Source organism: Mesorhizobium sp. M0140, from assembly GCF_040322475.1.
GTDB lineage: Bacteria > Pseudomonadota > Alphaproteobacteria > Rhizobiales > Rhizobiaceae > Mesorhizobium.
On sequence record NZ_JAMYTM010000012.1, the window covers coordinates 14,205 to 40,703 of the forward strand.

The 26,499-nt window shown below is 62.9% G+C and carries 23 protein-coding genes; 1 reads left to right on the top strand and 22 read right to left on the bottom strand.

The window, feature by feature from the left end:
- Window positions 1–59: 59 nt before the first annotated feature.
- The 5 genes from curA to NKJ37_RS14380 form a co-directional block, all read right to left on the bottom strand.
- Complete coding sequence (gene curA / locus NKJ37_RS14360; protein WP_352774148.1) at window positions 60–1,079, bottom strand: NADPH-dependent curcumin/dihydrocurcumin reductase; 1,020 nt, start codon at window positions 1,077–1,079, stop codon at window positions 60–62.
- A 24-nt stretch (window positions 1,080–1,103) separates the two neighbouring features.
- Window positions 1,104–2,426 (bottom strand): LLM class flavin-dependent oxidoreductase, encoded by a 1,323-nt coding sequence (locus NKJ37_RS14365; RefSeq protein ID WP_352774149.1) that lies wholly within the window; start codon window positions 2,424–2,426, stop codon window positions 1,104–1,106.
- A 166-nt stretch (window positions 2,427–2,592) separates the two neighbouring features.
- Window positions 2,593–3,675 carry an amino acid ABC transporter permease gene (locus NKJ37_RS14370; RefSeq protein ID WP_032908639.1) on the bottom strand — a complete coding sequence of 361 codons (1,083 nt, stop codon included), beginning with the start codon at window positions 3,673–3,675 and terminating at the stop codon, window positions 2,593–2,595.
- A complete protein-coding gene (locus NKJ37_RS14375) occupies window positions 3,672–4,820 on the bottom strand; it encodes an amino acid ABC transporter permease (RefSeq protein ID WP_352553657.1) in 1,149 nt (382 codons plus the stop codon). The genes NKJ37_RS14370 and NKJ37_RS14375 overlap by 4 nt, the downstream gene beginning before the upstream one ends.
- 58 nt (window positions 4,821–4,878) lie before the next feature.
- On the bottom strand, window positions 4,879–5,913 hold the full coding sequence (locus tag NKJ37_RS14380; RefSeq protein ID WP_352722374.1) for an amino acid ABC transporter substrate-binding protein: 1,035 nt from the start codon (window positions 5,911–5,913) through the stop codon (window positions 4,879–4,881).
- A 157-nt stretch (window positions 5,914–6,070) separates the two neighbouring features.
- Between NKJ37_RS14380 and NKJ37_RS14385 the strand changes: the two genes are divergently transcribed.
- Window positions 6,071–6,343 (top strand): hypothetical protein, encoded by a 273-nt coding sequence (locus NKJ37_RS14385; protein ID WP_352722375.1) that lies wholly within the window; start codon window positions 6,071–6,073, stop codon window positions 6,341–6,343.
- Between the two features lie 2 nt (window positions 6,344–6,345).
- Here NKJ37_RS14385 and NKJ37_RS14390 read toward each other — a convergent pair whose 3' ends face one another.
- The 17 genes from NKJ37_RS14390 to NKJ37_RS14470 all read right to left on the bottom strand — a co-directional run bounded on the left by NKJ37_RS14390 (window position 6,346) and on the right by NKJ37_RS14470 (window position 26,460).
- The gene (locus NKJ37_RS14390) at window positions 6,346–7,365 is read right to left on the bottom strand and encodes an isopenicillin N synthase family dioxygenase (protein WP_352722376.1); all 1,020 of its coding nucleotides are present in this window, start codon (window positions 7,363–7,365) and stop codon (window positions 6,346–6,348) included.
- Window positions 7,366–7,367: 2 nt separating this feature from the next.
- Window positions 7,368–7,706, bottom strand: coding sequence for a hypothetical protein (locus tag NKJ37_RS14395; protein ID WP_352610013.1), 339 nt, complete (start codon window positions 7,704–7,706; stop codon window positions 7,368–7,370).
- Window positions 7,703–8,494: an ABC transporter ATP-binding protein gene (locus NKJ37_RS14400; RefSeq protein WP_352774151.1), complete on the bottom strand. Its 792-nt coding sequence runs from the start codon at window positions 8,492–8,494 to the stop codon at window positions 7,703–7,705. The genes NKJ37_RS14395 and NKJ37_RS14400 overlap by 4 nt, the downstream gene beginning before the upstream one ends.
- Window positions 8,488–9,489: an ABC transporter permease gene (locus NKJ37_RS14405; protein WP_352610009.1), complete on the bottom strand. Its 1,002-nt coding sequence runs from the start codon at window positions 9,487–9,489 to the stop codon at window positions 8,488–8,490. Before NKJ37_RS14405 ends, NKJ37_RS14400 begins: the two co-directional genes overlap by 7 nt.
- 11 nt (window positions 9,490–9,500) lie before the next feature.
- Complete coding sequence (locus tag NKJ37_RS14410; RefSeq protein ID WP_352774153.1) at window positions 9,501–10,535, bottom strand: ABC transporter substrate-binding protein; 1,035 nt, start codon at window positions 10,533–10,535, stop codon at window positions 9,501–9,503.
- A gap of 60 nt (window positions 10,536–10,595) precedes the next feature.
- Complete coding sequence (locus NKJ37_RS14415; protein ID WP_352774155.1) at window positions 10,596–11,921, bottom strand: O-acetylhomoserine aminocarboxypropyltransferase/cysteine synthase family protein; 1,326 nt, start codon at window positions 11,919–11,921, stop codon at window positions 10,596–10,598.
- A gap of 29 nt (window positions 11,922–11,950) precedes the next feature.
- A complete protein-coding gene (locus NKJ37_RS14420; RefSeq protein ID WP_127292874.1) occupies window positions 11,951–13,003 on the bottom strand; it encodes an isopenicillin N synthase family dioxygenase in 1,053 nt (350 codons plus the stop codon).
- Between the two features lie 176 nt (window positions 13,004–13,179).
- Window positions 13,180–14,817, bottom strand: a complete 1,638-nt coding sequence (locus NKJ37_RS14425; RefSeq protein ID WP_352675927.1) for a dipeptide ABC transporter ATP-binding protein — start codon at window positions 14,815–14,817, stop codon at window positions 13,180–13,182.
- Window positions 14,814–15,656, bottom strand: coding sequence for an ABC transporter permease (locus NKJ37_RS14430; RefSeq protein ID WP_352675924.1), 843 nt, complete (start codon window positions 15,654–15,656; stop codon window positions 14,814–14,816). Before NKJ37_RS14430 ends, NKJ37_RS14425 begins: the two co-directional genes overlap by 4 nt.
- 4 nt (window positions 15,657–15,660) lie before the next feature.
- The gene (locus NKJ37_RS14435) at window positions 15,661–16,638 is read right to left on the bottom strand and encodes an ABC transporter permease (protein WP_023809082.1); all 978 of its coding nucleotides are present in this window, start codon (window positions 16,636–16,638) and stop codon (window positions 15,661–15,663) included.
- A gap of 18 nt (window positions 16,639–16,656) precedes the next feature.
- On the bottom strand, window positions 16,657–18,234 hold the full coding sequence (locus NKJ37_RS14440) for an ABC transporter substrate-binding protein (protein WP_352440729.1): 1,578 nt from the start codon (window positions 18,232–18,234) through the stop codon (window positions 16,657–16,659).
- Window positions 18,235–18,472: 238 nt separating this feature from the next.
- Window positions 18,473–19,465, bottom strand: coding sequence for an ABC transporter permease (locus tag NKJ37_RS14445; RefSeq protein ID WP_352774157.1), 993 nt, complete (start codon window positions 19,463–19,465; stop codon window positions 18,473–18,475).
- Between the two features lie 4 nt (window positions 19,466–19,469).
- Window positions 19,470–20,435, bottom strand: a complete 966-nt coding sequence (locus tag NKJ37_RS14450) for an ABC transporter permease (RefSeq protein WP_352628343.1) — start codon at window positions 20,433–20,435, stop codon at window positions 19,470–19,472.
- Window positions 20,428–22,074 (bottom strand): dipeptide ABC transporter ATP-binding protein, encoded by a 1,647-nt coding sequence (locus NKJ37_RS14455; RefSeq protein ID WP_352774159.1) that lies wholly within the window; start codon window positions 22,072–22,074, stop codon window positions 20,428–20,430. Before NKJ37_RS14455 ends, NKJ37_RS14450 begins: the two co-directional genes overlap by 8 nt.
- Window positions 22,075–22,103: 29 nt before the next feature.
- Window positions 22,104–23,861 (bottom strand): ABC transporter substrate-binding protein, encoded by a 1,758-nt coding sequence (locus NKJ37_RS14460; RefSeq protein WP_352774161.1) that lies wholly within the window; start codon window positions 23,859–23,861, stop codon window positions 22,104–22,106.
- A 122-nt stretch (window positions 23,862–23,983) separates the two neighbouring features.
- The gene (locus tag NKJ37_RS14465; RefSeq protein ID WP_128302608.1) at window positions 23,984–25,201 is read right to left on the bottom strand and encodes a GNAT family N-acetyltransferase; all 1,218 of its coding nucleotides are present in this window, start codon (window positions 25,199–25,201) and stop codon (window positions 23,984–23,986) included.
- Window positions 25,198–26,460: an acyl-CoA dehydrogenase family protein gene (locus tag NKJ37_RS14470; RefSeq protein ID WP_352774163.1), complete on the bottom strand. Its 1,263-nt coding sequence runs from the start codon at window positions 26,458–26,460 to the stop codon at window positions 25,198–25,200. The genes NKJ37_RS14465 and NKJ37_RS14470 overlap by 4 nt, the downstream gene beginning before the upstream one ends.
- Between the last annotated feature and the right edge of the window lie 39 nt (window positions 26,461–26,499).

Sequence of the window (26,499 nt, forward strand, 5' to 3'; positions counted from 1 at the left end):
GCGTTTCACACTTTTCCTGAAATTGCTCGAGGCAGCCCCGACTGATTGTTGCGCAGCAACTATTCCGCGATACGCACGATCAGCTTGCCGAAATTCCTGCCTTCGAGAAGGCCAAGAAAGGCCTGTGGCGCATTTTCGATGCCATCCACGATATCTTCCCTGTATCGAACCCGGCCGGATGCTATCCAGTCGGCCATCTCGCGGTAGAAGGCCGGGCGCTGGTCGACAAATTCGCGCTGGATGAAACCCCTGATCGTCAGGCTGCGGTGCAGCACTTGCTGCATCAATGTCGGCAACCGGTCGGTGCCGGCATCCGCGATGACGTTGTACTGCGCGATCAGCCCGCAGACCGGCACACGCGCAAACTCGTTCAGCAGCGGAAACACCGCGTCCCAGACAGGACCGCCGACATTCTCGAAATAGATGTTGATGCCGCCGGGGCAAGCTGCCTTCAATTGCTCGGCAAAATCGTCGGCCCGGTGATCGACGACCGCGTCAAAGCCCAGCTCGTCTCGCACGAAGGCGCACTTTTCGGCACCGCCGGCAATGCCGACGGCACGCGCTCCCTTGATGCGCGCGATCTGGCCGACGGCCGACCCGACCGCACCGCTGGCGGCCGCCACGACGACCGTTTCGCCAGGCTTCGGCTGTCCGATGGTGAGCAGACCGGCATAGGCCGTGAAGCCCGGCATTCCGAGCACACCCAGTGCGGTCGTGATGGGCGCCGCCGCGGGATCGAGCTTGCGCAGCCCGACACCGTCGGACAGGGCGAAACTCTGCCATCCGGAGTGGGACAGGACGATGTCGCCTTCAGCAAACTCCGGATGGCGAGAGATCATCACACGCGCGACGGTGCCGCCCTCCATCACACCGTCGACATCGACCGGCCTGGCATAGGATCTGGTGGCGTTCATACGACCGCGCATATAGGGATCGAGCGACAGATAAAGAATCTGCAACAGCAGTTCGCGCTCTCCCGGCTGGTCAAGGCCGACCGTCTCGATGCGGAAATGATCCGGCTTCGGCCGGCCTTGCGGTCGCGCCGCGAGCACGATGCGGGTGTTGGACTGGATTGACATGGAGACCTCTCCGCGAAGGATGTTCTACTCGAAAAACCGGTTGGGCGGCCGCTTCAGGCCGAGATTCTCGCGCAGTGTCGACCCCTCATATTGCCGCCTGAAGATGCCTCGCCGTTGCAATTCCGGCACCACTTTCTCGGCAAAATCATCGAGCCCTGCCGGCAGGTAGGGAAACATGATGTTGAACCCGTCGGAGCCCTCGGCAACCAGCCATTCCTCCATCTCGTCGGCGATTGTTTCAGGCGTGCCGACAAAAGCAAGCCCGGAATAGCCGCCCAGCCTTTGCGCAAGCTGCCTAACGGTCAGGTTCTCCTCGCGCGCCAGTTCGATGACGCGCTCGCGGCCACTCTTCGAGGCATTGGTCTCGGGGATTTCGGGCAAGGGCGCGTCGGGATCAAAACCGGACGCATCATGTCCGATCGCGATCGACAGCGAGGCGATGCCGCTCTCGTAATAGACGAGGCTGTCGAGCTTGGCCCGTTTGGCCTGCGCGTCCTCGACGCTGTCGCCGACCACGACAAAGGCACCGGGCAGGATTTTGATGTCGTCGCGCGAGCGGCCAAGTTTCTCCGCACGGCCTTTGACGTCGGCGAAGAAACGCTGCCCCGAGGCGAGATCGGCATGGGCGGCGAAAATGACTTCCGCCGTTTTGGCAGCCAGCTGTCGCCCCGCCTCCGAGGCGCCGGCCTGGACGATGACCGGCCAGCCTTGGATAGGCCGCGCAATGTTGAGCGGACCGCGCACCGAAAGATGCTCGCCCTTATGGTCAAGCACATGCAGCTTTGCGGGGTCGAAATAGAGCCCGCTTTCGGCGTCGCGGATGAATGCATCGTCGGCGAAGCTGTCCCACAGGCCGGTGACGACATCGTAGAATTCCCGTGCCCGCCGATAACGCTCATCATGCTCGACATGCTCGTCGAGGCCGAAGTTCAGCGCCGCGTCAGGGTTGGACGTGGTGACGATGTTCCAGCCGGCGCGTCCGCCGCTGATATGGTCCAGCGAGGCGAAGCGGCGGGCAACATGATAGGGCGCGTCGAACGTCGTCGATGCGGTAGCGACCAGCCCGATATGGTCGGTGACGGCGGCGAGCGCCGACAGCAGCGTGAATGGCTCGAACGACGTGACAGTGTGGCTGCGCCGCAGCGCCTCGATCGGCATGTTGAGAACGGCCAGATGGTCGGCCATGAAGAACGCGTCGAACTTCGCCGCCTCCAGCGTCTGGGCGAAGCGTTTCAGATGCGCGAAATTGAAATTGGCATCGGGATAGGCGCCCGGGTAACGCCAGGCGCCGGTGTGCAGACTGACGGGGCGCATGAAGGCGCCGAGGCGCAATTGTTTTCGTGTCATGTGGCGGATATCTCGGACGTTGGAGATTGAACAAATCTCGACGAGGATCGACCTCCATCAAGGCACGGGGAAGGTATTGCGTTCCCCCGCCACGCGCTTCCGCAGCATTCGCTTCCCCGCCGCCAGCGCAAAATGGCACAGCGCTCCGCCGGCGAGCTTTATGGGCTCAGTGTCGCTGCGACCGGCGCAGATATGTCTCCAGCCAGAGGCTGTAGCGTGAGCCGCCGAAGCACAGCACGAAATAGATCAGCGCAGCGAACAGATAAGCCTCGTCGTAGTAGCCGAGCCACTGCGGATCGGCCGCCGAGGATCGGGCCGCATTGAGCAGGTCGAAAATGCCGATGACGGCAAGCAGCGATGTCGCCAGCAGGAAGCCGATCGCCAGATTGACCATGCCGGGAATGACCAGACGCAGCGCCTGCGGCAGGACAACGAGCTGCATCGTGCGCCAATAGCCGAGGCCAAGCGCGGTCGCGGCCTCGTGCTGGCCCGCCGGTATTGCCTGGAGGCCGGCACGAACGACCTCGGCGACATAGGCTGACCAGAACAGCGTGATCATGATCATCGCCCGGACATTCTTGTCGATCAGCTGGCCATTCGGAATGGCCATTGGCAGGATGAGCATCGCCACATAGAGGATGGCCACCATCGGCGTGCCACGCATCAGTTCGATAAAGGCGATCGCAAGCGTGCGCAGGCCGCCCATGCCGGAACGCCGCGCCAGGGCGAGCAGGATCGCCAGCGGCGTCGCCAGTCCGAAGCAGACCGACCATACGAACAGCGTCACGGCCAGCCCGCCCCACTGGTTCGATGGGACGGCGGGAGGCACCAGCGTGCCGGACATCAAGATCCAGCTGGCGACGACGACGACAGGCCAGGCGACGAGCAATCCCTTGCGCCAAAATCGCGGCTGAGCGGTGATGACGAGGAGCCCCAGCAGCAGCACCATGACGACGAGCGGGCGCCATTGCAGCGCCGGCGGATAGAAGGCGAACAGGATGAAGCGGAATTTCGCCCCCACGAACGCCCAGCATGCGCCGTTGGCGAGTGCACAGTCGGCTGAGGTTCCGGTCCATGTCGCGTCGAATACGCCCCAGCGCAGCAGTGGCGGTACGATCCAGCCCAGCAACGCCACCGTAACCAGGGTGATGACTGAATTGAGCGGGGTGCCGAAAAGCCCGATCTTCAACGTCCGCAGCGTTGCCGACGATCGCCACGGTCGTAGGTAAACAGCGTCGGAGATGCTCATGTCCTCGCAATTCCTCTGAGAGCGACACGCCGGTTGTAGTGGTTCATGGCGGCCGATACGGACAGGTTGATCGCCAGATAGATGCCTATCAGCAGTGTCAGCGCTTCCAGCGACTGCCCGGTCGTGTTGGCGGTGGTGTTGATGATGCTGACGAGATCAGGGTAGCCGATGGCAACCGCAAGGCTGGAATCCTTGGTCAGGTCCAGGTAGCTGGAAGTTGTCAGCGGCGTGATGACGCGCAAGGCCTGCGGCAGCACGACGAGCCGCATGATCTGGCCGCTGTGCAGGCCAAGCGCCCGGGACGCTTCCCATTGGCCACGGTCGACCGACTGGATGCCGGCTCGCACGATCTCGGCGATTGCCGCCGAAAACTTGACCACCAGGCCCGTCAACAGTGCCGTGAATTCCGGCGTCAGATTGTAGCCGCCGCGAATGTTGAAGCCAGCCAGCGCCGGTATCTCCCAGCTCGCACCGGCTCCGGTTAGAGGAAAGGTCAGCACAACGCCAGCCAGCAGCCCCGCGGTTGCGATGCCCAGCCGCCTGGCAGGCAAGCTGCCCTCGCGCCGCGCCCTCCAAAGGAAAGCCATATAGGCCAAGGCGAGGCCGACAAGCAGCCAGAGCGTCGGCGCCGACACACCATGAAAGGCGAGCCCGGGAACGAACACGCCCCGGTTGGTGAGGAAGAAACTGCCGAAGACCGAGAGCGCCTGGCGTGGCGAGGGAAACGATTTTGCCAGCGAAATCCAGAAGAACAGCTGAAGCAGAAGCGGCGTGTTGCGGACGATCTCGACATACCAGCGCACGAGCGCGGCCAGCAACAGATTGCCTGAGAGGCCGGCAACACCGAGAGCAACGCCGAGGATCGTGGCGAGCAGACATCCAAGCGCTGCCACCGTCAGCGTGTTCAGAAGACCGGCCAGGATCGCGCGCGCATAGGGGTCGCCCGCCCTGAAGGCGATCGGCGCCTCGCCGATCTCGAAATTCGCCGGCCTGCCGAGGAAGTCGAACCCCGGCGTGATGCCGATGCGCGCCATGGTCGCGGCGGTGTTGTGGCCGAGCAGCCAGAACAGGGCGATGACAGCCGCGATCACCGCGATCTGGGTCAGCGGCCAGTCGCCCCACCACCTGGACAACTTGCGTAACATGCCGGGTCCGTCTGGACCCGGCACGGTTTCGTCCGTCAATGACATTGGCTGAAGGGTCTCAGCGGAACGGCGGTGAGTACAGCAGACCACCGTTGGTCCACAGGCTGTTGTAGCCGCGCTCCCAACCGAGCGGTTTCAGGTTCCGGTCATAGATTTCGCCGTAATTGCCGACGGTCTTGACGATATTATAGGCCCATTTCGGATCGAGGCCGATCGCCTGGGCGAGCGACGGGTCTACGCCGAGAAAGCGCTGGATGGCCGGATCCGGCGATTTCAGGAACTCGTCGACATTCTTGCTGGTGATGCCCCATTCCTCGGCCTGGATGGTTGCGTTGACCGTCCAGTTGACGATTTCGAGCCAGCGGTCGTCGCCACCGGCGATTGCCGGTGCGAGCGGCTCCTTCGACAGCCGCTCGGGCAGGATAATGTAGTCATCGGGCTTCTTCAGCTGGGTCCGCTTGCCAACGAGATCGGACGAGTCCTGCGTGATGGCGTCGACGCGCCCTGTCTCCAGCGCGTTGATGAATTCGCCGGTGTCCTCGATCGTCACCGGTGTGAACTTCTTGCCGGTCTTGCGGAAGAAATCGGCGATGTTCAACTCGCCGGTCGTACCGCTCTGAACGCCGATCGTGGCACCGTCCAGGTCGGCAGCCTTGGTGACGCCGAGGTCCTTGCGCACAAGGATGCCCTGGCCGTCGTAGAAAACCGTCGGACCGAAATGGAAGCCGAGCTGGAAGGCACGCGTGATCGTTACCGTCACGCCCGACAGCAGAATGTCGAACTCACCGGCCTGGAGCGCCGGCAGGCGCTGCTGCGGCGAAGAGTTGGTGAACTCTACGTTGTCCGGGTCGCCAAAGACAGTGATCGCCAGGGCGCGTCCATAGTCGGCGAAGAAGCCTTGCCAGCGACCGTTGCTGTCCGGCGAGAAGAAACCGGGTGTCGTGCCGACACCGACCTTGATGGAGCCACGCTCCTTGATCTTGTCGAGCGTCGGGCCCGCATAGGTCGCGGTCGAAAACAATCCCGCCGCCACCACCAGCGTCGTCGCCAGTGCCGTCCTCCAACCGGCGCCAAGCCGCGTTGCAATCGTCATGTCAGTCAACTCCTGAGGTTCATTGTTGTCAGCCGATCGCGGAACGTCCCCCGCTCTGTTCGACTGCCCCGAAGTTAACTCTATAATTTTTGTATACTAAGGAACGGCAATCCATTTTTTTGCCTGTCCGGAAAGCAGATTGCTTCGAAAATGCACATTGGCGGCGAATGCGAACCGCGCCGTTCCCGAATGGATTGCTTATGCGAAGGATATGTTCGCGCCGCTGAAGATGGAGATCGCGCGGCAAAAAATGGCCGGGCTCGAATACGGCCCGGCCAATAGAAGGTCAAAACCTTCAGAGGGGAACACCGTCCAGCGGAATGGGAGGAAACCGCCGAACGATTTTACCTTTTTGGGCTTATTTCGAAGCCTTGGCGACGAATGGCATTCCAAAAAACAAGTGAAACGGCAAAAATTCGTGCGCCGCTGAGCTCACGAACCCGCCATTCCGGTCTCGAGAATATCGGCATAGTGGCGGCGTGCCACGTCCGGATGGGAACGCAGCCGGCTTTTGAGCACATTGGTGCCGACATCGCGGAACAACGGGTTGTCGGGATCGCTTGCCGGTCCGCGCGCCTGCGCCGCCAGTTCCTCGGAAAGGCCGAGAAGCGGGATGGTCGCATCGAGCCGCGCGCTGAAGAAGAACGGGACGGAAATCCGCTCGACGCCGGCAGGCGGCGTCACGACGCGGTGCACGGTGGCCCGCAGATAGCCATTCGATGCCAGTTCGAGCAGTTCGCCGATGTTGACGACCAGCGTTCCCGCCAGCGGATCCACATTCACCCAGCTTCCGTCATATTCGACCTGCAGCCCCTTGTTGTCGTCCTGCAGCAGCAGGGTCAGGAAGCCGCCATCCTTGTGCGCGCCAACGCCCTGGTCGCCTTCGGTCGCGTCACGGCCGGGATAACGGACGATCTTCATGCGATGGTTGGGCGAGTCCCGGTAGATCGCGTCGAAGGCGTCCTCGGGCTGATCGAGCGATAGTGCGAAAGCTTTCAACAGCCGAATCGCCACCGCGGTCGCCTTGGCCTGCCATGCAAGCAGTGCCGGCTTGAGCTCCGGCAATGCAGACGGCCACTGGTTCGGTCCCTGCAACCTTGTCCATGGTGCAATTCCAGGTCCCTGCGCTATGGGCTGGCGCTCGACGCCTAAATCGAGTTGCTCACGCCAATCGGCCGCGCCCCTGGTCAGTTCGCCACCGGCGCGGGTGTAGCCCCGGAACTGCTGGGATTTGACCATTTCGATCGCCAGCTTGTCGGCCTCCGGCAGCGCGAAGAACCGGCGCGAGGCATCGAGCACGTCGTCGATCTCCGAGGCGGAAATTCCGTGGCCGCTGAGGTAGAAGAAGCCAACGTCTCGCGCCGCCGTGCGCAGGTCCAGGAGAAAGGTACGATATTCGGAGGCACCTTGTTCGAGACGGCTCAGATCGAGCACCGGCACAATTCTGGGCATGGTCAGGTTCCTTCTTTTTTCTGCTTTGGATTTTGCATGGAGCTCCCCCACAGAAGCGCGAAGCTGGAAATGATCGCTCCGGCCCACAACAGTTCGGGCGAATAGCGCCGGATGCCGAGGAAATGCCAAGTCTTGCACAACGACATGGCAAGCGAGCAGCGGTCAGACGTCTGCAGCAGACATGGCAGGGTGCGCTCGATTGGAAATCCGGTGTTCGACATGACCTGTGCGTAGACGATCGCCCACCAGACGAGAGCAATGAGCGTCAGGACAATTCCCGCCGCTTCCAGCCAGCGCGGCGAAAACAGTTTTCTGACCGATGCCGACGTATTTTCGGTCATGCCGAGAACCCGAGAATCTCGAGGATGTGCTGGCGTTGGGCTACGATGCGCGGATCGTCACGCCGCCGGGGGTAGGGCAGATCGACCGCGACCTCGGCCTTGATGCGTGCCGGGCGCTCGGTCAGCACGATGACGCGCCCGGACAACAGCAGCGCCTCTTCGACATCGTGGGTGACCAGAATGACCGTGTATTCGGCCTGCCGCCAGAGCGCCAAAAGCTCCTCCTGCATGGTCAGCCGGGTGAGTGAGTCCAGCCGGCCCAGCGGCTCATCGAGCAACAGCAGGCGCGGGTCATTGATCAGGGCACGCGCCAGCGCGGCGCGTTGCGCCATGCCGCCGGACAGCTGGTGCGGAAAGGCGGAGGCGAAAGCCTCGAGCTTGACCAGGCGAAGCGCACCATCGATCCGCTTCTGACTGCCAGGCAGGACGCCGCGCGCTTCCGGCCCGATGGCGACATTGTCGCGAACGGTCCGCCACGGAAACAGCGTCGGGTCCTGAAACACCAGGACGCGCGACGGATCCGGTTTGGCGACGATTGTCCCGTTTGCCAGCACCTCACCGCTGCTTGGCCGTTCCAGCCCTGCCGCCAGCCGCAGCAGGGTCGACTTGCCGCAGCCGGACGGACCGAGCAGCGCCACGAACTCGCCTGGCGCCACGGCCAGGTCGATCTGGCGCAGCACCGGCAAGGGTTGCCCATCCAGATCGTACTGATGCGAGACGCCGTGAAAGTCGACGGAAAGACCGGCAGAGTTATCGACCGCGACGCGAGTGGTGCCGAAGGCTACCATTGTACGACACCCTTCTGCCAAACGAGCAGCCGGTCGCGCGCGACGAACAGCAGCTTGACCAGACCCGAGCAGAGCAATGCCATGACGATCAGCATCGCGTAGACGTTGGCGTAGGCCGAATAGGCCGTCTGGAACTGCAGATACCAGCCCAGACCGTATTTCGCGCCGAGCATTTCGGCGACCACCAGCACGGCAAAGGAATAATACAGCCCCATGAACAGGCCGACGAAGACATGCGGCAGAGCGGCCGGTATCGCCACGCGAAGAACCAGATAGCGGCTGCTGGCGCCAAGCGTACGCGCCACGTCGTAGAAGGAGCGGTTGACCGAGTTGACGCCCGACGCGGTCAGGATCGCGACCGGTATGCCGGATGCAAGCGCGACCAGGAACAGGCTCGCCTGGAACGTCGTCGGGAACAGGAAGAAGGTTGCCGGGATCCAGGCGCTCGCCGGCACGGGGCCGATCAGCTTCAGCACCGGCATGCCCCAATAGGCGAAGTTTTTGGACCAGCCTAGCGCCACGCCGCCGATGAAGCCGACAATGATGCCGCTGAAGAAGCCGATGGTCCACAGCCGCGCGGTGTAAGCGATGCAGATGAGGATGCGTTGCCAGTCGACGATATAGACATGCAGGAGGCCGTGCGGCGGCGTGAAGAATGGTTTCGGCATCCAGCCGAGCTTGGCGGTGATCAACTCCCAGACCGCGAACCAAAGGCCCAGCACAATCAGCCATGGACCGTAGTGCATCAGCCCGCGGCCAAATCCGCCAAGCTTTTCGACGCTGAATGCAAGACCGGCCAGGATCATCGCTCCGGCGACCAGCAGGGCGACGAAGACATCGCGGCTACCCCACGGAACGACATCGGGGAAGGCAATCGTGACAATGGCAGCGAGCAGCCAAGCCGAGGCGGCATAGAGCCCGTGCTTCCACACCGGCCCGGCAGAAGCGGAAGAAACACTCTTTTCGCCTGCGTCCTCGTCGATCGCTGCGCTCATCACCGCAACCGTCAGGCCAGAATGTCGACCGTCACCCGCTGCGCGAGTTCCGCCGGGTCGGTGGTGGGATCGAGCACCTTGATCAGCGACAGATCAGCGGCCGCATGCTTCACCTGATCCTGCAGATCCTTGCCGACCGGATGGTTGTGCAACACCCATGACGCAATCTCGTCGCGGATATCTTCAAAGGGGAAACCCGGGTTGAGATTGTCGACGAACCACTTTGCCACCTCATCTGGATGCGCCGCGGCATATTCGTGGATCTCGATGTCGGCCTCGGCCAACCGCCGGATGGCATCCTTGTTGGCATCCAGGAAAGCCGAATTGACGCCAAGCACACAGCAGACTGCACCTTCGAACGAGCCGGTTTGCGTGTTGGCGACTTCCACAAGGTCGAACTTCTTCTTGTGGGAATAGGCCCACGGATCGAGATGCGCCAGCGCATCGGCCTGACCCTTGCCAACCGTTTCGCCGACCAGATCGAACGGCACGTTGAGCCAGTTCACATCATTTTCGGGATCGAGGCCTGCCTTGGCCAGCGCAACCTGGAAGGAGTGCTTTGGCGGGCTGGCGACGTCATAGGAGACGATGGTCTTGCCCTTCAGACCTTCGAGCGTGGTGACGCCGGAGGTCTCGGACGCCAGCAGCCTTGTACAGCCGCCATGTGAGCCGACGAACAGCTTGACGTCCAGCCCCTGCTCCAGCGGCTTGATCCAGTCATAGAGCAAGCCGGCGCCGGCATCCGTCTTGTTGGTGGCGATCGACTGGATCAGCGTCTGGCCGCTGGCACCTTGATAGTAGAGTTCGATGTCGAGATCATGCCTGGCATAGATGCCCTTCGAAAGGGCGAAGGCGATCGGCGAATGGCAGGCCGCGAACTCGGTCCATGATAATCGCACCTTGGTCGCATTGCCGGCTATGGCGTAGCTGGTCGGCCTGGCGAGCAGGGCCACAGCCGCGGCGCCAACACCGAGTGTGCCGGCGGCGCGCAACACGCCGCGCCGCGAGATCTTCGATGTTGCCCCGATTTTCCTGCTGGAAGTCATTGTACCCTCCTGTGATCGGATCGATGTGGAGCCGACGATTTGTTCGCCAGCAGAAATGCCTCAGGCGGCCTTCAATTCGCGATCGCCGACGGCCTGATCGAGCGCCTGTTCAAGATCGCGAATGATGTCGTCGGGATGCTCGATGCCGACGGAAAGCCTGACATAACCGGGCGTCACGCCGGTCGCGAGCTGCTCTTCCGGCGAAAGCTGCGAGTGGGTCGTGGTCGATGGATGGATAGCCAGCGAGCGCGCATCGCCGATGTTGGCGACGTGATAGAGCAGCTTCAACCCGTTGATGAAGGAACGTCCAGCCTCGCGGCCATCCTTGAGTTCGAACCCGACCAGCGCGCCGTAGCTGCCCTGACGGAAATAGGCGTCGGCCCGGCGCTTGCTCTCGCCGCTTTGGTAGCGTGGGAAGATGACGTTGCTTACCTTTGGATGACCGCGCAGAAACTCCGCCACCTTGATGGCGTTCTCATTGTGTTGACGGAGGCGCAAGGGCAGCGTCTCCAGGCCCTGCAGCAGCTGGAAGGCATTGAACGGGCTGATCGCGGCACCGACGTCGCGCAGAAGCACGGTGCGGATGCGCAGTACATACGCCACCGGTCCAAGCGCTTTGGCCGCCTCGACCCAAACCTTGCCGTGATAGCTTGGATCGGGCTGGTTCAGCGTCGGGAAGCGTTCGGCATGGTCTTCCCATGGGAAGTTGCCGCCATCGATGACGATGCCGCCAATCGAGGTTCCGTGGCCGCCAATGTATTTCGTCGCCGAATAGACCACGACAGCCGCGCCATGGTCGAACGGCCTGATGATCAGTGGTGCGGCTGTGTTGTCGATAATCAACGGCACGCCGAGCGACCGACCGATGTCGGCGACCTCTTTGATCGGGAAGACTTGCAGCTTCGGATTGGGCAGCGATTCCGCATAGTAGGCGCGTGTCCGCGCATCGGTGGCACGGCGGAAATTCTCAGGGTCGGACGGATCGACGAACCGTACTTCCACGCCCAGGTGCTTCAGGGTCGCGGCAAAAAGGGCCCAGGTGCCGCCATAGAGATCGGTGGCGGAGACGATGTTGTCGCCGGCGCCGGCAAGGTTCAGCACCGAATAGGCTGAGGCCGCCTGGCCGGAGGACACAAGAAGGGCAGCAGCACCCCCTTCCAGCGCCGCGATGCGGGTCTCCAGCGCATCCTGCGTCGGGTTCGAGACGCGGGTGTAGATATGGCCGATCTCATCGAGGGCGAACAGCCGGTCGGCATGGCCGGTGTCCTGGAACTGGTAAGACGTGGTCTGGTAAATAGGTACGGCAACGGCGCCGGTGGCGGGATCGGCGCGCCAGGAGCCGCCGTGAAGGGCAAGGGTCTCGGGAGAAAGATTTTCCAGGGTCATTTATCGTTCCTTCCTGATGGTTGTGGCGGTCAAGCGACCGGGACAGCTTCGGCGCGTGCCTGGACGGCCAGCAGATCGGCGTGATGGCGCCGCGCGACGTCGGGATGCGAGCGCAACCGGCTCTTCAGCGCGTTTTGCCCGGAATTGCGGTAGAGCGGATTCTGCGGATCGCGGGTGACCCCGTTCGCCTGCGCCTTCAGGTGCGGCGCCAGATCCAGGAGCGGAATCTCGGCATCGAACGGAGCGCCGAGGAAGAAGGCGACCGACAGCCGGTCGGTGCCGGCTGGCGGCGTTACGACCCGGTGCACGGTGGCCTTCAGGTAGCCATCGGTCGCCATTTCCAGCAGTTCGCCGATGTTGACGACAAAGGTGCCGGCGCGCGGCTCGGCGTCGATCCAATCGCCATCGGCGCTTTCGACCTGCAGCCCCTTCTGCCTTTCCTGCAGCAGGAGCGTCAGGAAGCCGCTGTCCTTGTGCGCACCGACGCCTTGCTCGCTTTCGGTCGCGTCACGGCCGGGATAGCGGATGATCTTGATGAGGTGGTTCGGCGTGCCGGCATAGATGGCTTCGAAAGCACCCTCATCCTGCTCCAGGACAATGGCAAAGGCTTTCAGCAGGCGCGTCGAAAGATCGGTGAGGCGATCCTGCCACTCGAGCAGAAGCGGCTTCAGCTCGGGCAAGGCGGTCGGCCATTGGTTTGGTCCCTGCAGGCGCGTCCAGGCCGGCAACGAGGCATTGCGCGGCAGCGCCGGTGCCTCCGAGCCGATGTCGACCTGCTCGCGCCAGTCCCTCTGGCCTTTCGTCAGTTCCTGTCCAATCCGGTTGTAGCCGCGGAAATGCGGCGAGTTGACCATCTCTATCTGGAGCTTGTCCTTGTCCGGCAAGGCAAAGAAACGTCGTGACGCGCCAAGCACATCGTCAATCAGCGATTGTGCGATGCCATGTCCGGTCAGGTAAAAAAAGCCAACATCGCGTGCAGCGCGCCGCAGTCCCTCGATGAATTCTTTGCGAGATGCCGGATCGGCTTCATAGCGGGAAAAATCCAGCACCGGAATCGTTTGTTTACCAGCAGAACTGCTCATTTCGACCTCTTGTTTGGTGATCGAAGCGTCGCACCGCAGGCGATGGAAACAAAGAAAACGCCATCCCTTTCGGTGGCAGGTGGGGAAATTCCAGTATCGCTCGGGCAAGACGGACAGCGCGTTTTTGTTAATTCTACAAGATTGGTAGATTTTACCCTGCGACCGGTATCACGCCTCTATTCCGCGGCGGCCCGGTCGATCTGGCTGCGGCTCCGCTCCCAGGACAGGCCTGGGACCGCCGCCAGCAGCGCACGCGCATAGTCGGATCCGGGACGTGTCAAAACCTGTTCGGCGGGACCGTCCTCGACGATCTTGCCGCTCTGCATGACGACGATGCGGTCGGCGATCGCCGAGGCGACACGAAGATCGTGCGTGATGAACAGCATCGACAGGCCAAGATCGCGTTTGATTTCCGCCAGAAGGTCGAGAATCTGCGCCTGTATCGAGACATCCAGGGCCGAGACCGGTTCGTCGGCGACGAGCAGGTCGGGCTCAAGCATGAGTGCTCGCGCCAAGCCAATACGCTGCCTTTGGCCGCCTGAAAAGGCATGCGGGAAACGATCGGCCGCACCGGGGTCAAGTCCGACGCGGACAAGGAGGCGGGACATGCTCTCCTCCGCCCTCTCGCGTGAAAGGCCGTTGACTATGGCGGCTTCGGTAAGGATGCGGCGGACGCGATGGCGCGGATTGAGGGAGGCGAACGGATCCTGAAACACCATCTGGATACGCGGACGTAAAGTGCGCTCCCGTGTCGTGCCGGCGAGATCGCCACCGTCGAAGCTCAGGCTGCCTTCATCCCAGTCGGCCAGTCCGACGACGCATTGGCCGAGCGTCGTCTTGCCCGAACCGGATTCACCGACGAGGGCGACCGTCTCGCCGCGCCCAATCGTCAAATTGACACCGTCCAGCGCCCTGGTGGCGGAAGCCTGCCGCCGCCAAGGCGCGCGGCGATCACGATAGGTCTTGGTCAGCCCGCGGACAACGAGAAACGGATCCCCTGCGTCCCGTCTTTGAATTGCACTGGTATGAAGAACCGGAACGGCTTCGATCAGGCGGCGTGTGTAGGGCTGCGATGGCGCTTCGAGGACGTCGTCTGCTCTGCCGCTCTCAATCACCCGGCCCTCCTTCATCACCATGACGCGATCAGCGATATCGGCGACCACGCCGATATCATGGGTGATGAACAGAACGGCGAGGCCGAGCCTTTCGCGGATTTCAAGGATCAGCCGCAGGATTTCCGCTTGCGTCGTGACGTCGAGCGCGGTGGTGGGTTCATCGGCGATCAGCAGGTCCGGATCGTTGGCGATCGCCATGGCGATCATCACCCGTTGCCGCTGTCCGCCCGAGAGCTGGTGCGGGTAGCGGTGAATGATCGTCTCGGGATCCGGAAGCCTGGTTGCCCGCGCCAGTTCCAGCACGCGAGCGGTGCGCGCCTTGCGGTCGCCGCCATCATGCGCGGCGAGCGCTTCCTCGATCTGGCGGCCGATGGTCAGCACCGGATTGAGCGCGCTCATCGGTTCCTGGAAGATGAAGCCAATGCGCTTGCCGCGCAGCAGGCGGAACGAAGCCTCGCTGATCCCGGCAATGTCGCGGCCATCGAAACGGATCGTACCGGCGGCGATCCGGAGCTGCTTGGCAGGCAACAGGCCGGCAATGGCCGCGGCCAATACCGATTTGCCAGATCCGGATTCGCCGACCAGGCAGAGCACTTCGCCACGATCGATACGCAACGACACGTCTTCGACGGCCAATGCTCGATCGGCGTGCTCCGGCAAGGCGATGGAGAGACCCGCGATCTCGACCAGAGCCGTCATGCGCGCCCACCGCGATTGCTGTTGCGAGGGTTGAGCCAATGGTTCAGGCCGTCGCCGACGAGGTTCAGGGAAAGGACGGTGAGGAAGATCGCCAGGCCCGGAATGGTCGACAGCCACCAGTTGACGCGAAAGGCGGTCCTGCCGGTGCCGAGCAGATAGCCCCAGGAGACGAACTCGCGATTGCCCAGACCAAGGAAGCTGATGCCCGATTCGATCAGGATGACGGTCGCCGTCATCAACGAAGCGGCAACGATCACCGGCGACAGCACGTTGGGAAGGATGTGCCCCCAGATGATCCGGGCAGTCGACAGCCCGCCAACCCGTGCCGCCCGCACGAAGTCCTGGTTGACGAGGCTCAGCACCTCGGCCCGGACCAGCCGGGCGATCTGCGGCCAGCTGACGATTGCGATGGCCAGGATGATCGAAGCCAGCGAAGGCGCGACGATCGCAACGATGACGACCGTCAGCAGGAAGCTCGGGATGGTCTGGAAGAACTCGGTGAACCGCATGGCGACGTCGTCGACCCAGCCGCCGAAATAGCCGGCGACAGCACCTATCGCCGTGCCGAAGGCGATGGCGAGCAGCGTCACCGCCAGAGCGATCAGCAGCGTGACCTGCGCCCCGTGGGCGATGCCGGCCGCAAGATCACGGCCGAGCATGTCGGTGCCGAACAGATGACCCGGGCTGAAGGGCGGCAGGTTCGGGCGCGCAACCATGCGCCAGGGATCGCCCGGAAAGAGGATACCGGCGAAGATCGCCATCAGGAGGATCGCGATCAGGATCAGCGCGCCGGCGACGGCGCCCGGATGCCTGAGGAACGGGGTTCGCGGCAAGGCCATCGCCTCAAGCTCCCATTTCGATGCGCGGATCGGCGGCAACGTAGAGAAAATCCGCGGCCAGGTTGATGACGACGACGATTGTCGAGGTGATGAAGAAGATCGCCAGCAAGAGGTTGTAGTCCCGCTGCATGAGGGCATCGAAGGCGAGACGCCCGACGCCCGGCCAGGCGAACACCGTCTCGATCAGGATCGACCCGCCAATCAGTTGTCCGGCCTGCAAGGAGGCGAAGGTGATGATCGGCAGCAGCGCGTTCCTCAGCACATGCTGGCGCCAGATCAATCCCGGTTTCAGGCCCTTGGCCCTGGCGGTACGGACAAAATCGCGATCGAGCACGTCGAGCACCGAGGCGCGCGTCACGCGCATGTAGATGGCCATGTAGAACAGGCCGAGCGTCAGAGCCGGAAGAATGAGATGAACGGCGACATCCCCGACAAGCGAGAGATCCGACCCGCCCTCGCCCACCGTCTGCATGCCGTAGGACGGCAGCCAGTTCAGCCAGACCGAAAACAGCAGGATCGCCATCAGGCCGGTCCAGAACAGCGGCATGGCAAAGAACATCACCGAAATGCCGGTCAGCACGGTGTCGAGCAGACTGCCGGCGTGCCGAGCGGCGATAGACCCGAGCGCAATGCCGGTCCCCAACGCAAAGCAAAAGGCGGTCAATGTCAGAAGCAGTGTGGCCGGCAGCCTTTCCGCGATGATATCGACAACAGGACGCTGGTCGCGGTAGGATTGGCCGAAGTCGAGACGCGCCAGCGACTTGGTGTAGATCCACAATTGCTCGGGCACGGAGCGATCAAGCCCGAGATCGTGGCGCAGTTCCGCGACAAAGGCCGGGTCGGCCGCACCCTGGTCTCCGGCCAGGACGGATGCCGCATCTCCCGGTGCGAGGCGCAGCAGCACGAAGTTGAGCACGATAACCCCAAACAGGATGAGAACCGCGCGGGCGGCCCGTCCCGTCAGGAAGCCAAGACGATCCATCCTACCCAGCCCCGCCAGCTATTTCGCCAGCCAGACATCGGCGAAGTTTTCATCTGTGCCGAGACCGGTCGCGATCAGATTGTGAACCTTGGTTCGGTAGAGCGTCGGAAAGACGATGTCGTGCGTCCAGATGAGCGGCACGTCGGCGGAGATGATCTTCTGGGCTTGCGAATAGAGCGCCTTGCGCTTGTCGAAGTCGTTCTCATGGGCGGCGTCGGCCAGCAGTCTGTCGACCTCGGGGTTGGAATAGCCATGCACATTGCCGCCGGTCGTGCCCGCATTGTCGCCTTCGAGCGTGGTGTAGGCATAGCTGATGCCGATTGCCGGGTCAGGGGTGGTGTAGACAAAGTTTTCGGCAAGATCATAGTCGAAGGTGGTCAGCCGCTTGAACCAGCCCGGCACGTCGGTCGCCACGATGTTGACCTTGATGCCGACAGACGCCAGCGCCTCCCGGACATATTCCGCCTCGCGCTGCCACAGCTCGCCATAGGGCAGCGGAACGAACTGCAGTTCGAAGCGCACGCCGTTGGCGTCGGGCTTCAGGCCGGCCTCGTCGAGGATGGCGTTCGCCTTGGCCAGGTCGAATTCATATTTCGTTTCGACCGATGTGTCCTTGAACCGCGACAGGCGCGACAGCGGGCCGTTGGTCTCGTGGCCGAATCCACCAAAGATCGTGTCGATGATGAACTGGCGGTCGATCGCATGCGCGATCGCCCGGCGCACCCGCGCATCGTCGAGCGGCTTGTGGCGGTTGTTGAGGTGGATGTAGCCGACCGGTTGAAGAAATTCCCAGCCTGCCTCGGTCAGTTGCACGCCATCGAGCCCGGCCAACCGCGTAATGTCGAAGTTCTCGACGTCGCCTGCGCGCAGCACATCCACCTGACCGGTTTCGAAAGCGATGGCGCGGCTGTTGGCGTCAGGGATGACGTGGAAGAAGATGTCGTTCAGATGGGGCTTGCCGGCATCCCAATAGTCAGGGTTGCGGACAAGGTGGATGAAGGACCCCTTCTTCCACTCGGCGAATTTGAACGGCCCGGTGCCGATGAACTTGCTGTTTGCCTCGGCGGTGCGAAAGTCGCTCACCCCTTCATAGAGATGGGCCGGCAGCACGGCGGTGTTGTGGACGTAGATGAAGGCCGGGTACGGTGCCTTGAGCGTGAACACCACAGTGTGGTCGTCCGGCGTGGCGATGTCCTTCACCTCCGCCAGGTTGAGTCGCGAGCGGGCCTGAAGTGCCGGCAGAAACTTCTGGAAGCTGAACACCACGTCCTTGGCCGTGAACGGCTGGCCGTCATGCCATTTTACATCGCGGCGCAGGTTGAAGGTGTAGACGAGGCCATCATCCGAAATCGACCAGCTTTGCGCCAGGCGCGGCAGCGGCTTCAGATCGGCCGAATAGGTCAACAGGCTCTCGTAGATCTTGTTGCCGACATAGGTCGTCGGCCCGAGACGGTTGACGCCGATATTGACCGTCGGCGGCTCGGGCTGGACGATCAGGTTGAGCGTCCCGCCCGCCTCCTCTGCCGCAAGTCCGGTCAGCGTCAGAAGCGTGGCTGCCAGAGACAGCATGATGGTTCGCAACAGGCGGGAGATCATCGTGAATTCACCTTGTCGAATGATTTATCGCGGAGCCTGAGATGTCGCTCCGCGGGAGTGTGGCTCCGCCGGATGGCGCAGCTGACCTGCCTCTTGCGAGTTGCGGCGTACTTTGTGCACTAAGATTATAGACAAAGGGGATTATGATAAGGGAACATGCTTCATCGATGTCAGCCAGAGCGAATATTTTTCCCAATATCCGTGCTGAAATGAGAGCGAATTGCCTGATGGCGGGCGGTCACGACAGGCTCGCCGGGTCGCGCCATTTGGTTGTGATGTCGACGGCGAAGGTGCAGAACACGAACGATGCCGCGGCGAAGATCGTCGTCCCGATGACGACCGGAAAATCGCCTTCAAGCGCCGAGTTGATCGCCAGCCGGCCGACGCCGTCCAATCCGAAGATCGTCTCCGTGACGATCGCCCCACCCATGATGACGGCAAGCTCCAGGCCACCCAGCGTGATCACCGGATTGAGCGCGGCCTTCAACGCATGATCGTAATAGACCCGCCATTCCGGAACACCCTTGGCGCGCGCCGTCCTTATGTAGTCCTCGCCCAGAACCTCAAGCATGCTTGCGCGGATCAGCTGCTGGAAAATGCCGATCTCGGCAAGTGCCAGCGTCAGCCACGGCAGGGCCAGATGCCGGGCCCATTCGAACGGATCTTTCGTCAGCGGCACATAACCGCTGCTTGGAAACCAGAAGACCCCATGGTTGGAGAGCTGGAAGAACAGGAAATAGGAGATCAGGATGCCGGAGAGGAACGTCGGCACCGACAGGCTCGCATAGGCGAAGCCCGATATCAGCCTGTCCAGCCAGGAGCCCTGCCGGCGCGCGGCAATCACGCCAAGCAGGATCGACAGCGTCATCCAAATGACGACGGCGCCAAGGGCGAGCGAAAGCGTCACCGGCACCTTGGACAGGATGAGGTCTGTCACCGGTGTCTGCTTGCGGAAGGAGTAGCCCAGCGCCGGCGGCCAGTGAGCGATCCCCATCGGCGCGCCCTGGATGTCGGGGCCGCGGTAGAGATAGTACCACAACTGCAGATACCATGGCTCGTTGAGCCGCAGCGCGTGCGCTATGGCATCGATCGCCTGCTGGCTAGCGTTGCGCGGCGCCAGCATGGCGGCCGGATTGCGATAGGCTATGCGGGTGATGAAGAACGCGATCACCAGCACGATCAGCAGCGTCGAGAGCGCCCGGAAGATCAGCCCGCCTGTGTGCCGGATCATGGCGTCACCCGCTGCGGCGATGGGGGTCGAGGACGTTGCGCAGGCCAGCGCTCAGCGTGTTGAAGCCGGCCACGGTCAGAAACAGCGCGATGCCGGGTCCGAGCAGGAACCATGGCTGCAACTGGTAGAGGGATGAGCGCTGCGCCTCGGCGATCATATTGCCCCAGCTCGGCTGCGGCGCCTGCACGCCGACGCCGAGGAAGGAGAGCGTCGCTTCGGCGATGATGTTGGTCGGCAGTTGTACCGCCCAGTAGACCAGGATGACCGGCGCGATGTTGGGCAGGATCTCGCGCATGATGATCCTGGCCTTCGAGGCGCCGATCGTCTGCGCGGCTTCCACCAGCGGACTGCGGCGCAGGACAAACACCAGGCCACGCGTCAGCCGGGCAAAGTAGGTCCAGGAAAACAGGGTTATGATCAGCACCACCACCAGGGAGGGCGCAACAAACGGTTTGCCATCGACGCCCCGGTTCAGCGACAGGAGGCTGAGCGCGGTGACGATGAACGGAAACGACAAAGCGACGTCCACCGCCTGCGAAATGACGCGGTCGACGCGACCGGCAAGAAATCCGCTGACGAGGCCAATGGCGGTGCCGATGATCATGGCAAGCGTGGTCGCCGGGATGGCGATGGCCAGCGATACGCGCGCGCCGTAGAGCGTTCTGACCAGCACGTCGCGGCCGTTGCCGTCGGCGCCAAGTGGAAATTCGAACGTGGGGCCACTCGGCAGTCCCATCTCGGTCAACGCCGTATCGCGGAACTGCTCCGTCACCCCGTGCCCCAGCAGCCATGCGACCACTGGCGCCAGCAGCGCACCGGCGGTGACGAAGCCTATGATCAGCGCGCCGATGCGAAAGGACCGTTCGCGCAGCAGCGCTCGCAGAAGCAGCGACCTGTAGGAATTCACCACCTCGCCATGCCCCAGCAGGACGTGGTCCTGGACGGACGCCAGGGCACGGATCTCAGGCATGCGCGGCGATCCGCTCGGGAACCGGGTTGCGCCGCAGGACCTTGCCGGGGAGCGCGTCTATCAGCCTGACCGTGTAGGGATGCCGGGGAGCGCCGAAGACACGGCCTGTCTCGCCGGCTTCCACGATGACGCCCTTCTCCAGCACGATAACGCGGTCGCACAGTTCCGACACGACGCCGAGATCATGCGAGATGAAGAGCAGCGACAGGCCTCGCTGCCGGCGAATGGTCTGCAGCAGCCTGATGATCTTCGCCTGCGTCGTGATGTCGAGTGCCGATACCGGCTCGTCGGCGACGATCAGCGAGGGTTCAAGCGCGATGGCGCGCGCAATGGCGACACGCTGCCGCTGGCCACCTGAAAGCTGGGCCGGGAAACGATCCAGCACGTCGTCGGGAAGTTCCACGTCGCGCACCAGATCCTGCACGCGCCGGCGTATCGCCGCGGCGTCCAGTCTGGTGCCGATGATGAAGGGTTCCGCCAGAATGGACCGGATGCGCCGCCGCGGGTTGAGGCTTGCATAGGGGTCTTGAAAGATAACCTGTATGTCCGACCGCAATTGCCGGTCGATGGCGATGCCGCCGACACCCGGACGCGAATAGATACGCTCCCGCAGGGAGATGCTGCCCTCGTCCGGCCGGTCGAGCCCGGCGATCAGCCGGCCGATTGTCGACTTGCCGGAACCGGATTCGCCGACGAGGCCGATGATCTCGTTTTCGCGGACGGTGAACGAGATATCCGTGAGCACCGGCCTGATCAGACCGCCTGCGGCGGAGCGGCCTGCGAACGAACGCGCGATTGCCGAGACGGAGAGCAAATCGGGCATCGACGGCAGCGCCGGGAGTAGCGATGATCGCGCCGCGCGGGCCACCAGGCCGCCAAGCCGCGCCGCACCGAGCAGCTCCCTGGTGTAGGCTTGGCGCGGTGCCCTGTAGATCAGCTCGGCCGGCGCCTGCTCCACGACGTGCCCCGCGCGCATCACCAGGACATCGTCGGCAATGTCCGAAACGACGGCCAGATCGTGGCTGACGAAGATCATTGCCGTGCCGTGGTCCTGCTGGATTCGTTTCAGCAGATCGAGGATCGACGCCTGCACGGTCACGTCGAGCGCGGTCGTCGGTTCGTCGGCGATGATCAGACCGGGATTGAGCGCGATCGCCGCTGCGATCATCACGCGCTGGCGCATGCCGCCGGAGAACTGCCTGGGATAGTCGTTCACGCGGGCCGCAGGATCGGGGATGCCGACATCGGCCAGAAGATCGAGAACGCGCTGACGCAGCTCCCCGCGTCCCACCTTGCGGTGGGCGGTGATCGCTTCGGCGATCTGCTGGCCGATGGTCTTTAGCGGATGAAGGTTGCTGAGCGGGTCCTGGAAGATGAAGCCGATATCGGCGCCTCTCCGCCGGCGCAGGTCGCCGGCGGAGAGGCCCAGTATCTCATCGCCCTTGTGCAGCACGCTGCCGCGAACACTCGCCGCCGGTGGCAGAAGGCCGGTGGCGCCGAGCAGCGACACGCTCTTGCCCGAGCCCGATTCACCGACGATGGCAAGCGTCCTGCCCGGCTCGACGGAAAACGAGACGCCATGCACCACGTCCACGCCGCCGAACGCGACGCGCAGATCGGCGACAGAGAAGATGGGCACGCGCGCCTCCTTTTGCCGGTCCGGCCTTGCTACTGCTTGAGAGCGATGTTGGTGATGTCGGCATTGACCGCCAGCGACGACCACACCCAGTTGGCGAGGCGATCGGAAGTGACCACGACCTTGCGCTTCTCGAACAACGGAATCCATGGCAGGTCGGCGGAGACGAGCTTGTCGGCCTTGGTCCAGATCGGTCCCGGATCGTCGGACGGATAGGCCTGCGCCGCGAGCTTGTTGAGTTCCGGATTGCTGTAGCAGATGGCGTGGACGTTGCCGATGCCGCAAGGTGCCGCGTCCGAATTCAGCCAGCCGCCAAGCAGCATGCGCGTGCTCGGTCCCTGCCAGTCCGGGGAGAATGTGCCGCCGAGGGACACGTCCCAGCGGCTCTTCGGATCCTGGATGAAGGCGTACCACTGCGTCGGCGGGATCGGGATCAGGTTGAGCGTGATACCCGCTGCTTCCAGATCCTCCTTCAGCGTCACGGCAATCGCTTCGAACTGCGCGTTGCCCCTGTAGATCGCGTCGAACGCAATGCCATTCGGATATCCCGCTTCGGCGAGCAGTTCCTTTGCCTTGGCCGGATCACCCCTGTAGCTTTCGGTCGGATACGGGTCGAACTTCTCGTAGCCGAGAATGGTCGAGGTGATGATCTGGGTGAGCGGCACCGCGCCGATCGAACCGGCCTGCGTCTGCGCCAGATGTTCGCGGTTCACCGCATAGGTCAGCGCCTGCCGGACCTTCAGCTTGCGCAACACCTCGGCCCCGTCGCTCTTGACCTCCGGCCGCTGGTTGAAGGTGATGAAGTTCGCCGATCCACTGTTCGTCACATGGATGTCGGGGCTCTTCTGCAACAGGAAGCGCTGGATCGTCGGAATGGGCGGGATGTCGAGATAGAGCGACAGATCAGCCTCACCGGCGATGATCTTCTGGACGACGCTGTCCTCGCTGTTGGCGGTGAAATCGATATCGATCTCATCGGCATAGGCCCTGCGCGCCTGGTCGGACTCCGCCTTGAAATTCTTTGCCTTCTTCAGAACCAGCTTCTGACCCTGCTCATAGGTGTCGACATAGTAAGGGCCGCTGGACGGCAGGTTCTTGCGCGACTCCAGCGAGTCCGGGAAATATTTGGACGCGATCTCGGGCGCCACCGGGGACACGAAATTCATCGAAAGGATGTTGAGGAAGTCGTAGTTCTTGGTGTCCGACTTGATGACCAGCGTGTGCTCGTCGGGAGCCGAGACGCCGGCAATCTCGTGCGTGTCGGTGAAAGCCTTGGTCGCAGCGAGATCGCCTGTCGGCACTTTCGCGAATTCCTTGCAATAGTCGACGAAGCCGGAGATCACGAGGTTGAAATAGTTGATGGCGGCGACCTGCTTGTTGGGATCGCAGAAGCGCTTGACGCCATAGACGAAATCACTGGCGACGATCTTGCGCTCGATGCTGCCGGAGAAGAACACGTCGTCCTTCAAATGGAAGGTGTAGACCTTGCCGTCGTCGCTGATGTCCCAGGACTTGGCGAGATCCGGCACGAGCGTGGTGTCCTCCTTGAGGCCGGCTGGCGAGCCGGGATAGGTCACCAACTGGCGCGTTGTTGCGCGCAGGATTTCCCAGGAATCGATGCTGTAGCCGGTGAGCGGATCGAACGCATCGAGATCGGACTGGATCGAAGCAATCCGCAGGACCCCGCCATGTTTCAGATCTTCCGCTTGCGCGGATGAACCAAGAACATAAATCGACAGAATGCCACCTGCAATTCCCAATAGTAACTTACGCGCAACATGTGTTGTCATTACTTCTCTCCGATTATAAATAATTCTTCAAAATACCATTGCATTTAGCGAGAATAATTTTGAGATAAAATTACCCATTTTTCAAACACACTTTAAAATACATTTTATATTAGCTCCGCCTGTCAAAACATTGTTCCGGAATGAGGCAAGGCCGGCGCCGTGAACAGCGTGTCGAGCGTTTCGACCGCAGCCCGGTCGAAGTCGCCGAGGCGCCCCGTCTGCGCGAGCTGCCACCACTTCACGCCGCCGAGATAGGCCGCCGAAACCGCGGCCACGTCCGTCACCACGGCGGCGGACAGATTGGTGCGCTCGGCTCCTTCTGGCGAGAGGCGCAGCCTGGTCGCGTTCTCGGGCAGGATGGCATCGGAGACTTCCAGCACGACGCTGCCCTGCCCGGCATAGGACCGGGCTGTTAGAGCCTTTTCAGCGTCCAGGAGCCGCAGCCATGTTTCGTCGCGCGCCGCCGAAACGCGAACGCTTCGAAAATCCTCGAACAGCCACGGCAGCAGATCGTCCGCGGGACGGCTCCAGAAGACGATGCGATGCGGCAGGTCGACCGCCAGCAGATGTGCGACCAGCGCGACATAGGCGGCCGGACTGTAGGCCACGATATCATCGACCACGATGGTGCGTTCCGAGCTGGTGAACCAGCTGTCGAGGCCGACAGGGTGATAGCGCACGAACCCGGTTTCCGAACCCTTGTCGCCGTGAACGGCGACGTAGTTAGGCGTGCCGCTGTGCGTCTGGCGCAACGCCTGAAAATCCCACCAATAGGCCGAGCGTGTGATGACGCCCGCGCGCGAAACAGGCTGACCCGCGTAGATGCGCGCCTGTATCGCCCAGGCATCGTCGCTGTCGATCAGCCGAATCTTGTCGGAGTACGTCAGCCCTGCCCGCAGGCGCGCGCGCTGGGTGTCGACTTCCAGGCTGACAGAAGTATTGGCGATCGCATAGCCAAAGTTGCCGTAGATGCGCGCGTCGGAGGCCCGCAAGGTGGCCGCCGCCTCGCCCTGTTCGCGCGCGGCGCGCAGCTGCGCCTTGAACAGCGCCGTGGCGGCGCCACGCCGCGTATGGGTGGGCAGCACGCCGACATGGGTGACCGCGGCCTGCGGCAACCAGGCGCCGCCGGGAACCGCGATCCGTCCCGAATAGGAGTCGGTTGTGCCAACGAGTGTCTCGCCGTCGAAGGCGCCCCAGGTGCGATCCGGCTCGAACAGTCTGTCGATCAGCGCGTCGTCGATCGGGCCGAGCGGCGGCAGGCCGACCATGGCCGTGCGGAAGGTGCGTGCGGCCTGCGCGAGTTCGGCCTTCCCGGTCAGCAGGCGCACATCCGATATCATGATGCCTTCCGCGTGGGCACGGCTTCAGGCTTGTGCGCTTCCGGCTGCGGCGGCTGCGCATAGGTTCGCGGTCTCGGCAGCGTTTCGGCCAGCAGATATGTGCCGACCTCGCGCGCCCGGTAGGAGACCGGATCGTGGACGGTATGGGTGCGCGCGTTGCGCCAATAGATGTCGAGGCCATATTTGTTGGCCGTCGAGCGCGCGCCCGTCGCTTCGAAGATGCGCGCCGTCACGTCGAGCACGACGTCGTTGGCGACGATCTTGCCCTGGTCGATGATCGTTGCGAGTTCGCCCCATTGCTGCGCCGTCACCGACGCTCCGGCATGCAGTGCCGCCTCGTAAAGCGCCGCGGCCTTGTCGGCGATTGCTATGCCCGCCGCAATGCCGGCGGATAGCCGGCCGAACAGCACCAGATGGTAGGGATCGTCGATCGCCCGTTCCAGCCCGGACTCCGGCCAGGGCCGGCCGAAGCGGCGGACATGATCGGCGGCGGCGGCAAGAGCGCCCTCGGCGATGCCGAGATAGAAATTGATGAAGATGAGCTGGCTGAACAGGACGCGCAGGCCGTCGCGCAATTCGACATCGCCCTCATAATCGTCGAGGGCGCTGAGCAGCTCATCCTCGAAGACTTCGACACGGTCGAAAGTGACACTGCCGCTCGCCGTCAGTCTCTGGCCGAGATTGTCCCAGTCGCCGCCGAAGCTGATGCCCTTGCGCGTCGGCGGGATCTGATAGTGAGCGCGTTTGCCGTTGTCCCAGAGGCTGACGGTGATGACCTGGGCCACCGAGGCGCCGGTTGCGAAGGTGCGCCTGCCGTTCAGGAATCGGCGGTCGCCGACATGCTCGATCTCGTTCCACTGGTCGCGCGGGTTGCTGACGCCGCCCTGGAACCAGCCTTGTGCGCCGACGCCACGCGCCGTCTTTTCCCACTGCTGACGCGTGCCGAGAATGTAAGTCCAGACACCGTTGGAATAATGATACGCGATCAGTTGTCCGATCGAGCCGTCGGCGGCCGCGATGATGCGGCTGATCTTGAGTGCCTGGACGAGGTTTGCGCCGGCGCCGCCGAATTCGCGTGGCGCAGCCAAGCCGAGCAGGCCGCTGTCGCGCAGCAGCGCCAGTTCTTCCACCGGGTCCTTGTTTGCCCGGTCGCGTTCGAGCGCCGTTGCCGCGAGTTGCCGCGCCACGTCGCGGGCCTTCTCGGCCCAGGTCTCGAATTCGGCGTCGCTGAGGCCCGGATAGATCTGAATGTCCGACATTGTCTTCTCGTCATGCTCCATTGTCGCGTCCACCTGAGG

Excerpts from the sequence above, each read along its gene's own strand:
- curA (WP_352774148.1), bottom strand. The coding sequence starts at position 1,079 with ATGTCAATCCAGTCCAACACCCGCATCGTGCTCGCGGCGCGACCGCAA.
- NKJ37_RS14365 (WP_352774149.1), bottom strand. The coding sequence starts at position 2,426 with ATGACACGAAAACAATTGCGCCTCGGCGCCTTCATGCGCCCCGTCAGT.
- NKJ37_RS14370 (WP_032908639.1), bottom strand. The coding sequence starts at position 3,675 with ATGAGCATCTCCGACGCTGTTTACCTACGACCGTGGCGATCGTCGGCA.
- NKJ37_RS14375 (WP_352553657.1), bottom strand. The coding sequence starts at position 4,820 with ATGTTACGCAAGTTGTCCAGGTGGTGGGGCGACTGGCCGCTGACCCAG.
- NKJ37_RS14380 (WP_352722374.1), bottom strand. The coding sequence starts at position 5,913 with ATGACGATTGCAACGCGGCTTGGCGCCGGTTGGAGGACGGCACTGGCG.
- NKJ37_RS14390 (WP_352722376.1), bottom strand. The coding sequence starts at position 7,365 with ATGCCCAGAATTGTGCCGGTGCTCGATCTGAGCCGTCTCGAACAAGGT.
- NKJ37_RS14395 (WP_352610013.1), bottom strand. The coding sequence starts at position 7,706 with ATGACCGAAAATACGTCGGCATCGGTCAGAAAACTGTTTTCGCCGCGC.
- NKJ37_RS14400 (WP_352774151.1), bottom strand. The coding sequence starts at position 8,494 with ATGGTAGCCTTCGGCACCACTCGCGTCGCGGTCGATAACTCTGCCGGT.
- NKJ37_RS14405 (WP_352610009.1), bottom strand. The coding sequence starts at position 9,489 with ATGAGCGCAGCGATCGACGAGGACGCAGGCGAAAAGAGTGTTTCTTCC.
- NKJ37_RS14410 (WP_352774153.1), bottom strand. The coding sequence starts at position 10,535 with ATGACTTCCAGCAGGAAAATCGGGGCAACATCGAAGATCTCGCGGCGC.
- NKJ37_RS14415 (WP_352774155.1), bottom strand. The coding sequence starts at position 11,921 with ATGACCCTGGAAAATCTTTCTCCCGAGACCCTTGCCCTTCACGGCGGC.
- NKJ37_RS14420 (WP_127292874.1), bottom strand. The coding sequence starts at position 13,003 with ATGAGCAGTTCTGCTGGTAAACAAACGATTCCGGTGCTGGATTTTTCC.
- NKJ37_RS14425 (WP_352675927.1), bottom strand. The coding sequence starts at position 14,817 with ATGACGGCTCTGGTCGAGATCGCGGGTCTCTCCATCGCCTTGCCGGAG.
- NKJ37_RS14430 (WP_352675924.1), bottom strand. The coding sequence starts at position 15,656 with ATGGCCTTGCCGCGAACCCCGTTCCTCAGGCATCCGGGCGCCGTCGCC.
- NKJ37_RS14435 (WP_023809082.1), bottom strand. The coding sequence starts at position 16,638 with ATGGATCGTCTTGGCTTCCTGACGGGACGGGCCGCCCGCGCGGTTCTC.
- NKJ37_RS14440 (WP_352440729.1), bottom strand. The coding sequence starts at position 18,234 with ATGATCTCCCGCCTGTTGCGAACCATCATGCTGTCTCTGGCAGCCACG.
- NKJ37_RS14445 (WP_352774157.1), bottom strand. The coding sequence starts at position 19,465 with ATGATCCGGCACACAGGCGGGCTGATCTTCCGGGCGCTCTCGACGCTG.
- NKJ37_RS14450 (WP_352628343.1), bottom strand. The coding sequence starts at position 20,435 with ATGCCTGAGATCCGTGCCCTGGCGTCCGTCCAGGACCACGTCCTGCTG.
- NKJ37_RS14460 (WP_352774161.1), bottom strand. The coding sequence starts at position 23,861 with ATGACAACACATGTTGCGCGTAAGTTACTATTGGGAATTGCAGGTGGC.
- NKJ37_RS14465 (WP_128302608.1), bottom strand. The coding sequence starts at position 25,201 with ATGATATCGGATGTGCGCCTGCTGACCGGGAAGGCCGAACTCGCGCAG.
- NKJ37_RS14470 (WP_352774163.1), bottom strand. The coding sequence starts at position 26,460 with ATGTCGGACATTCAGATCTATCCGGGCCTCAGCGACGCCGAATTCGAG.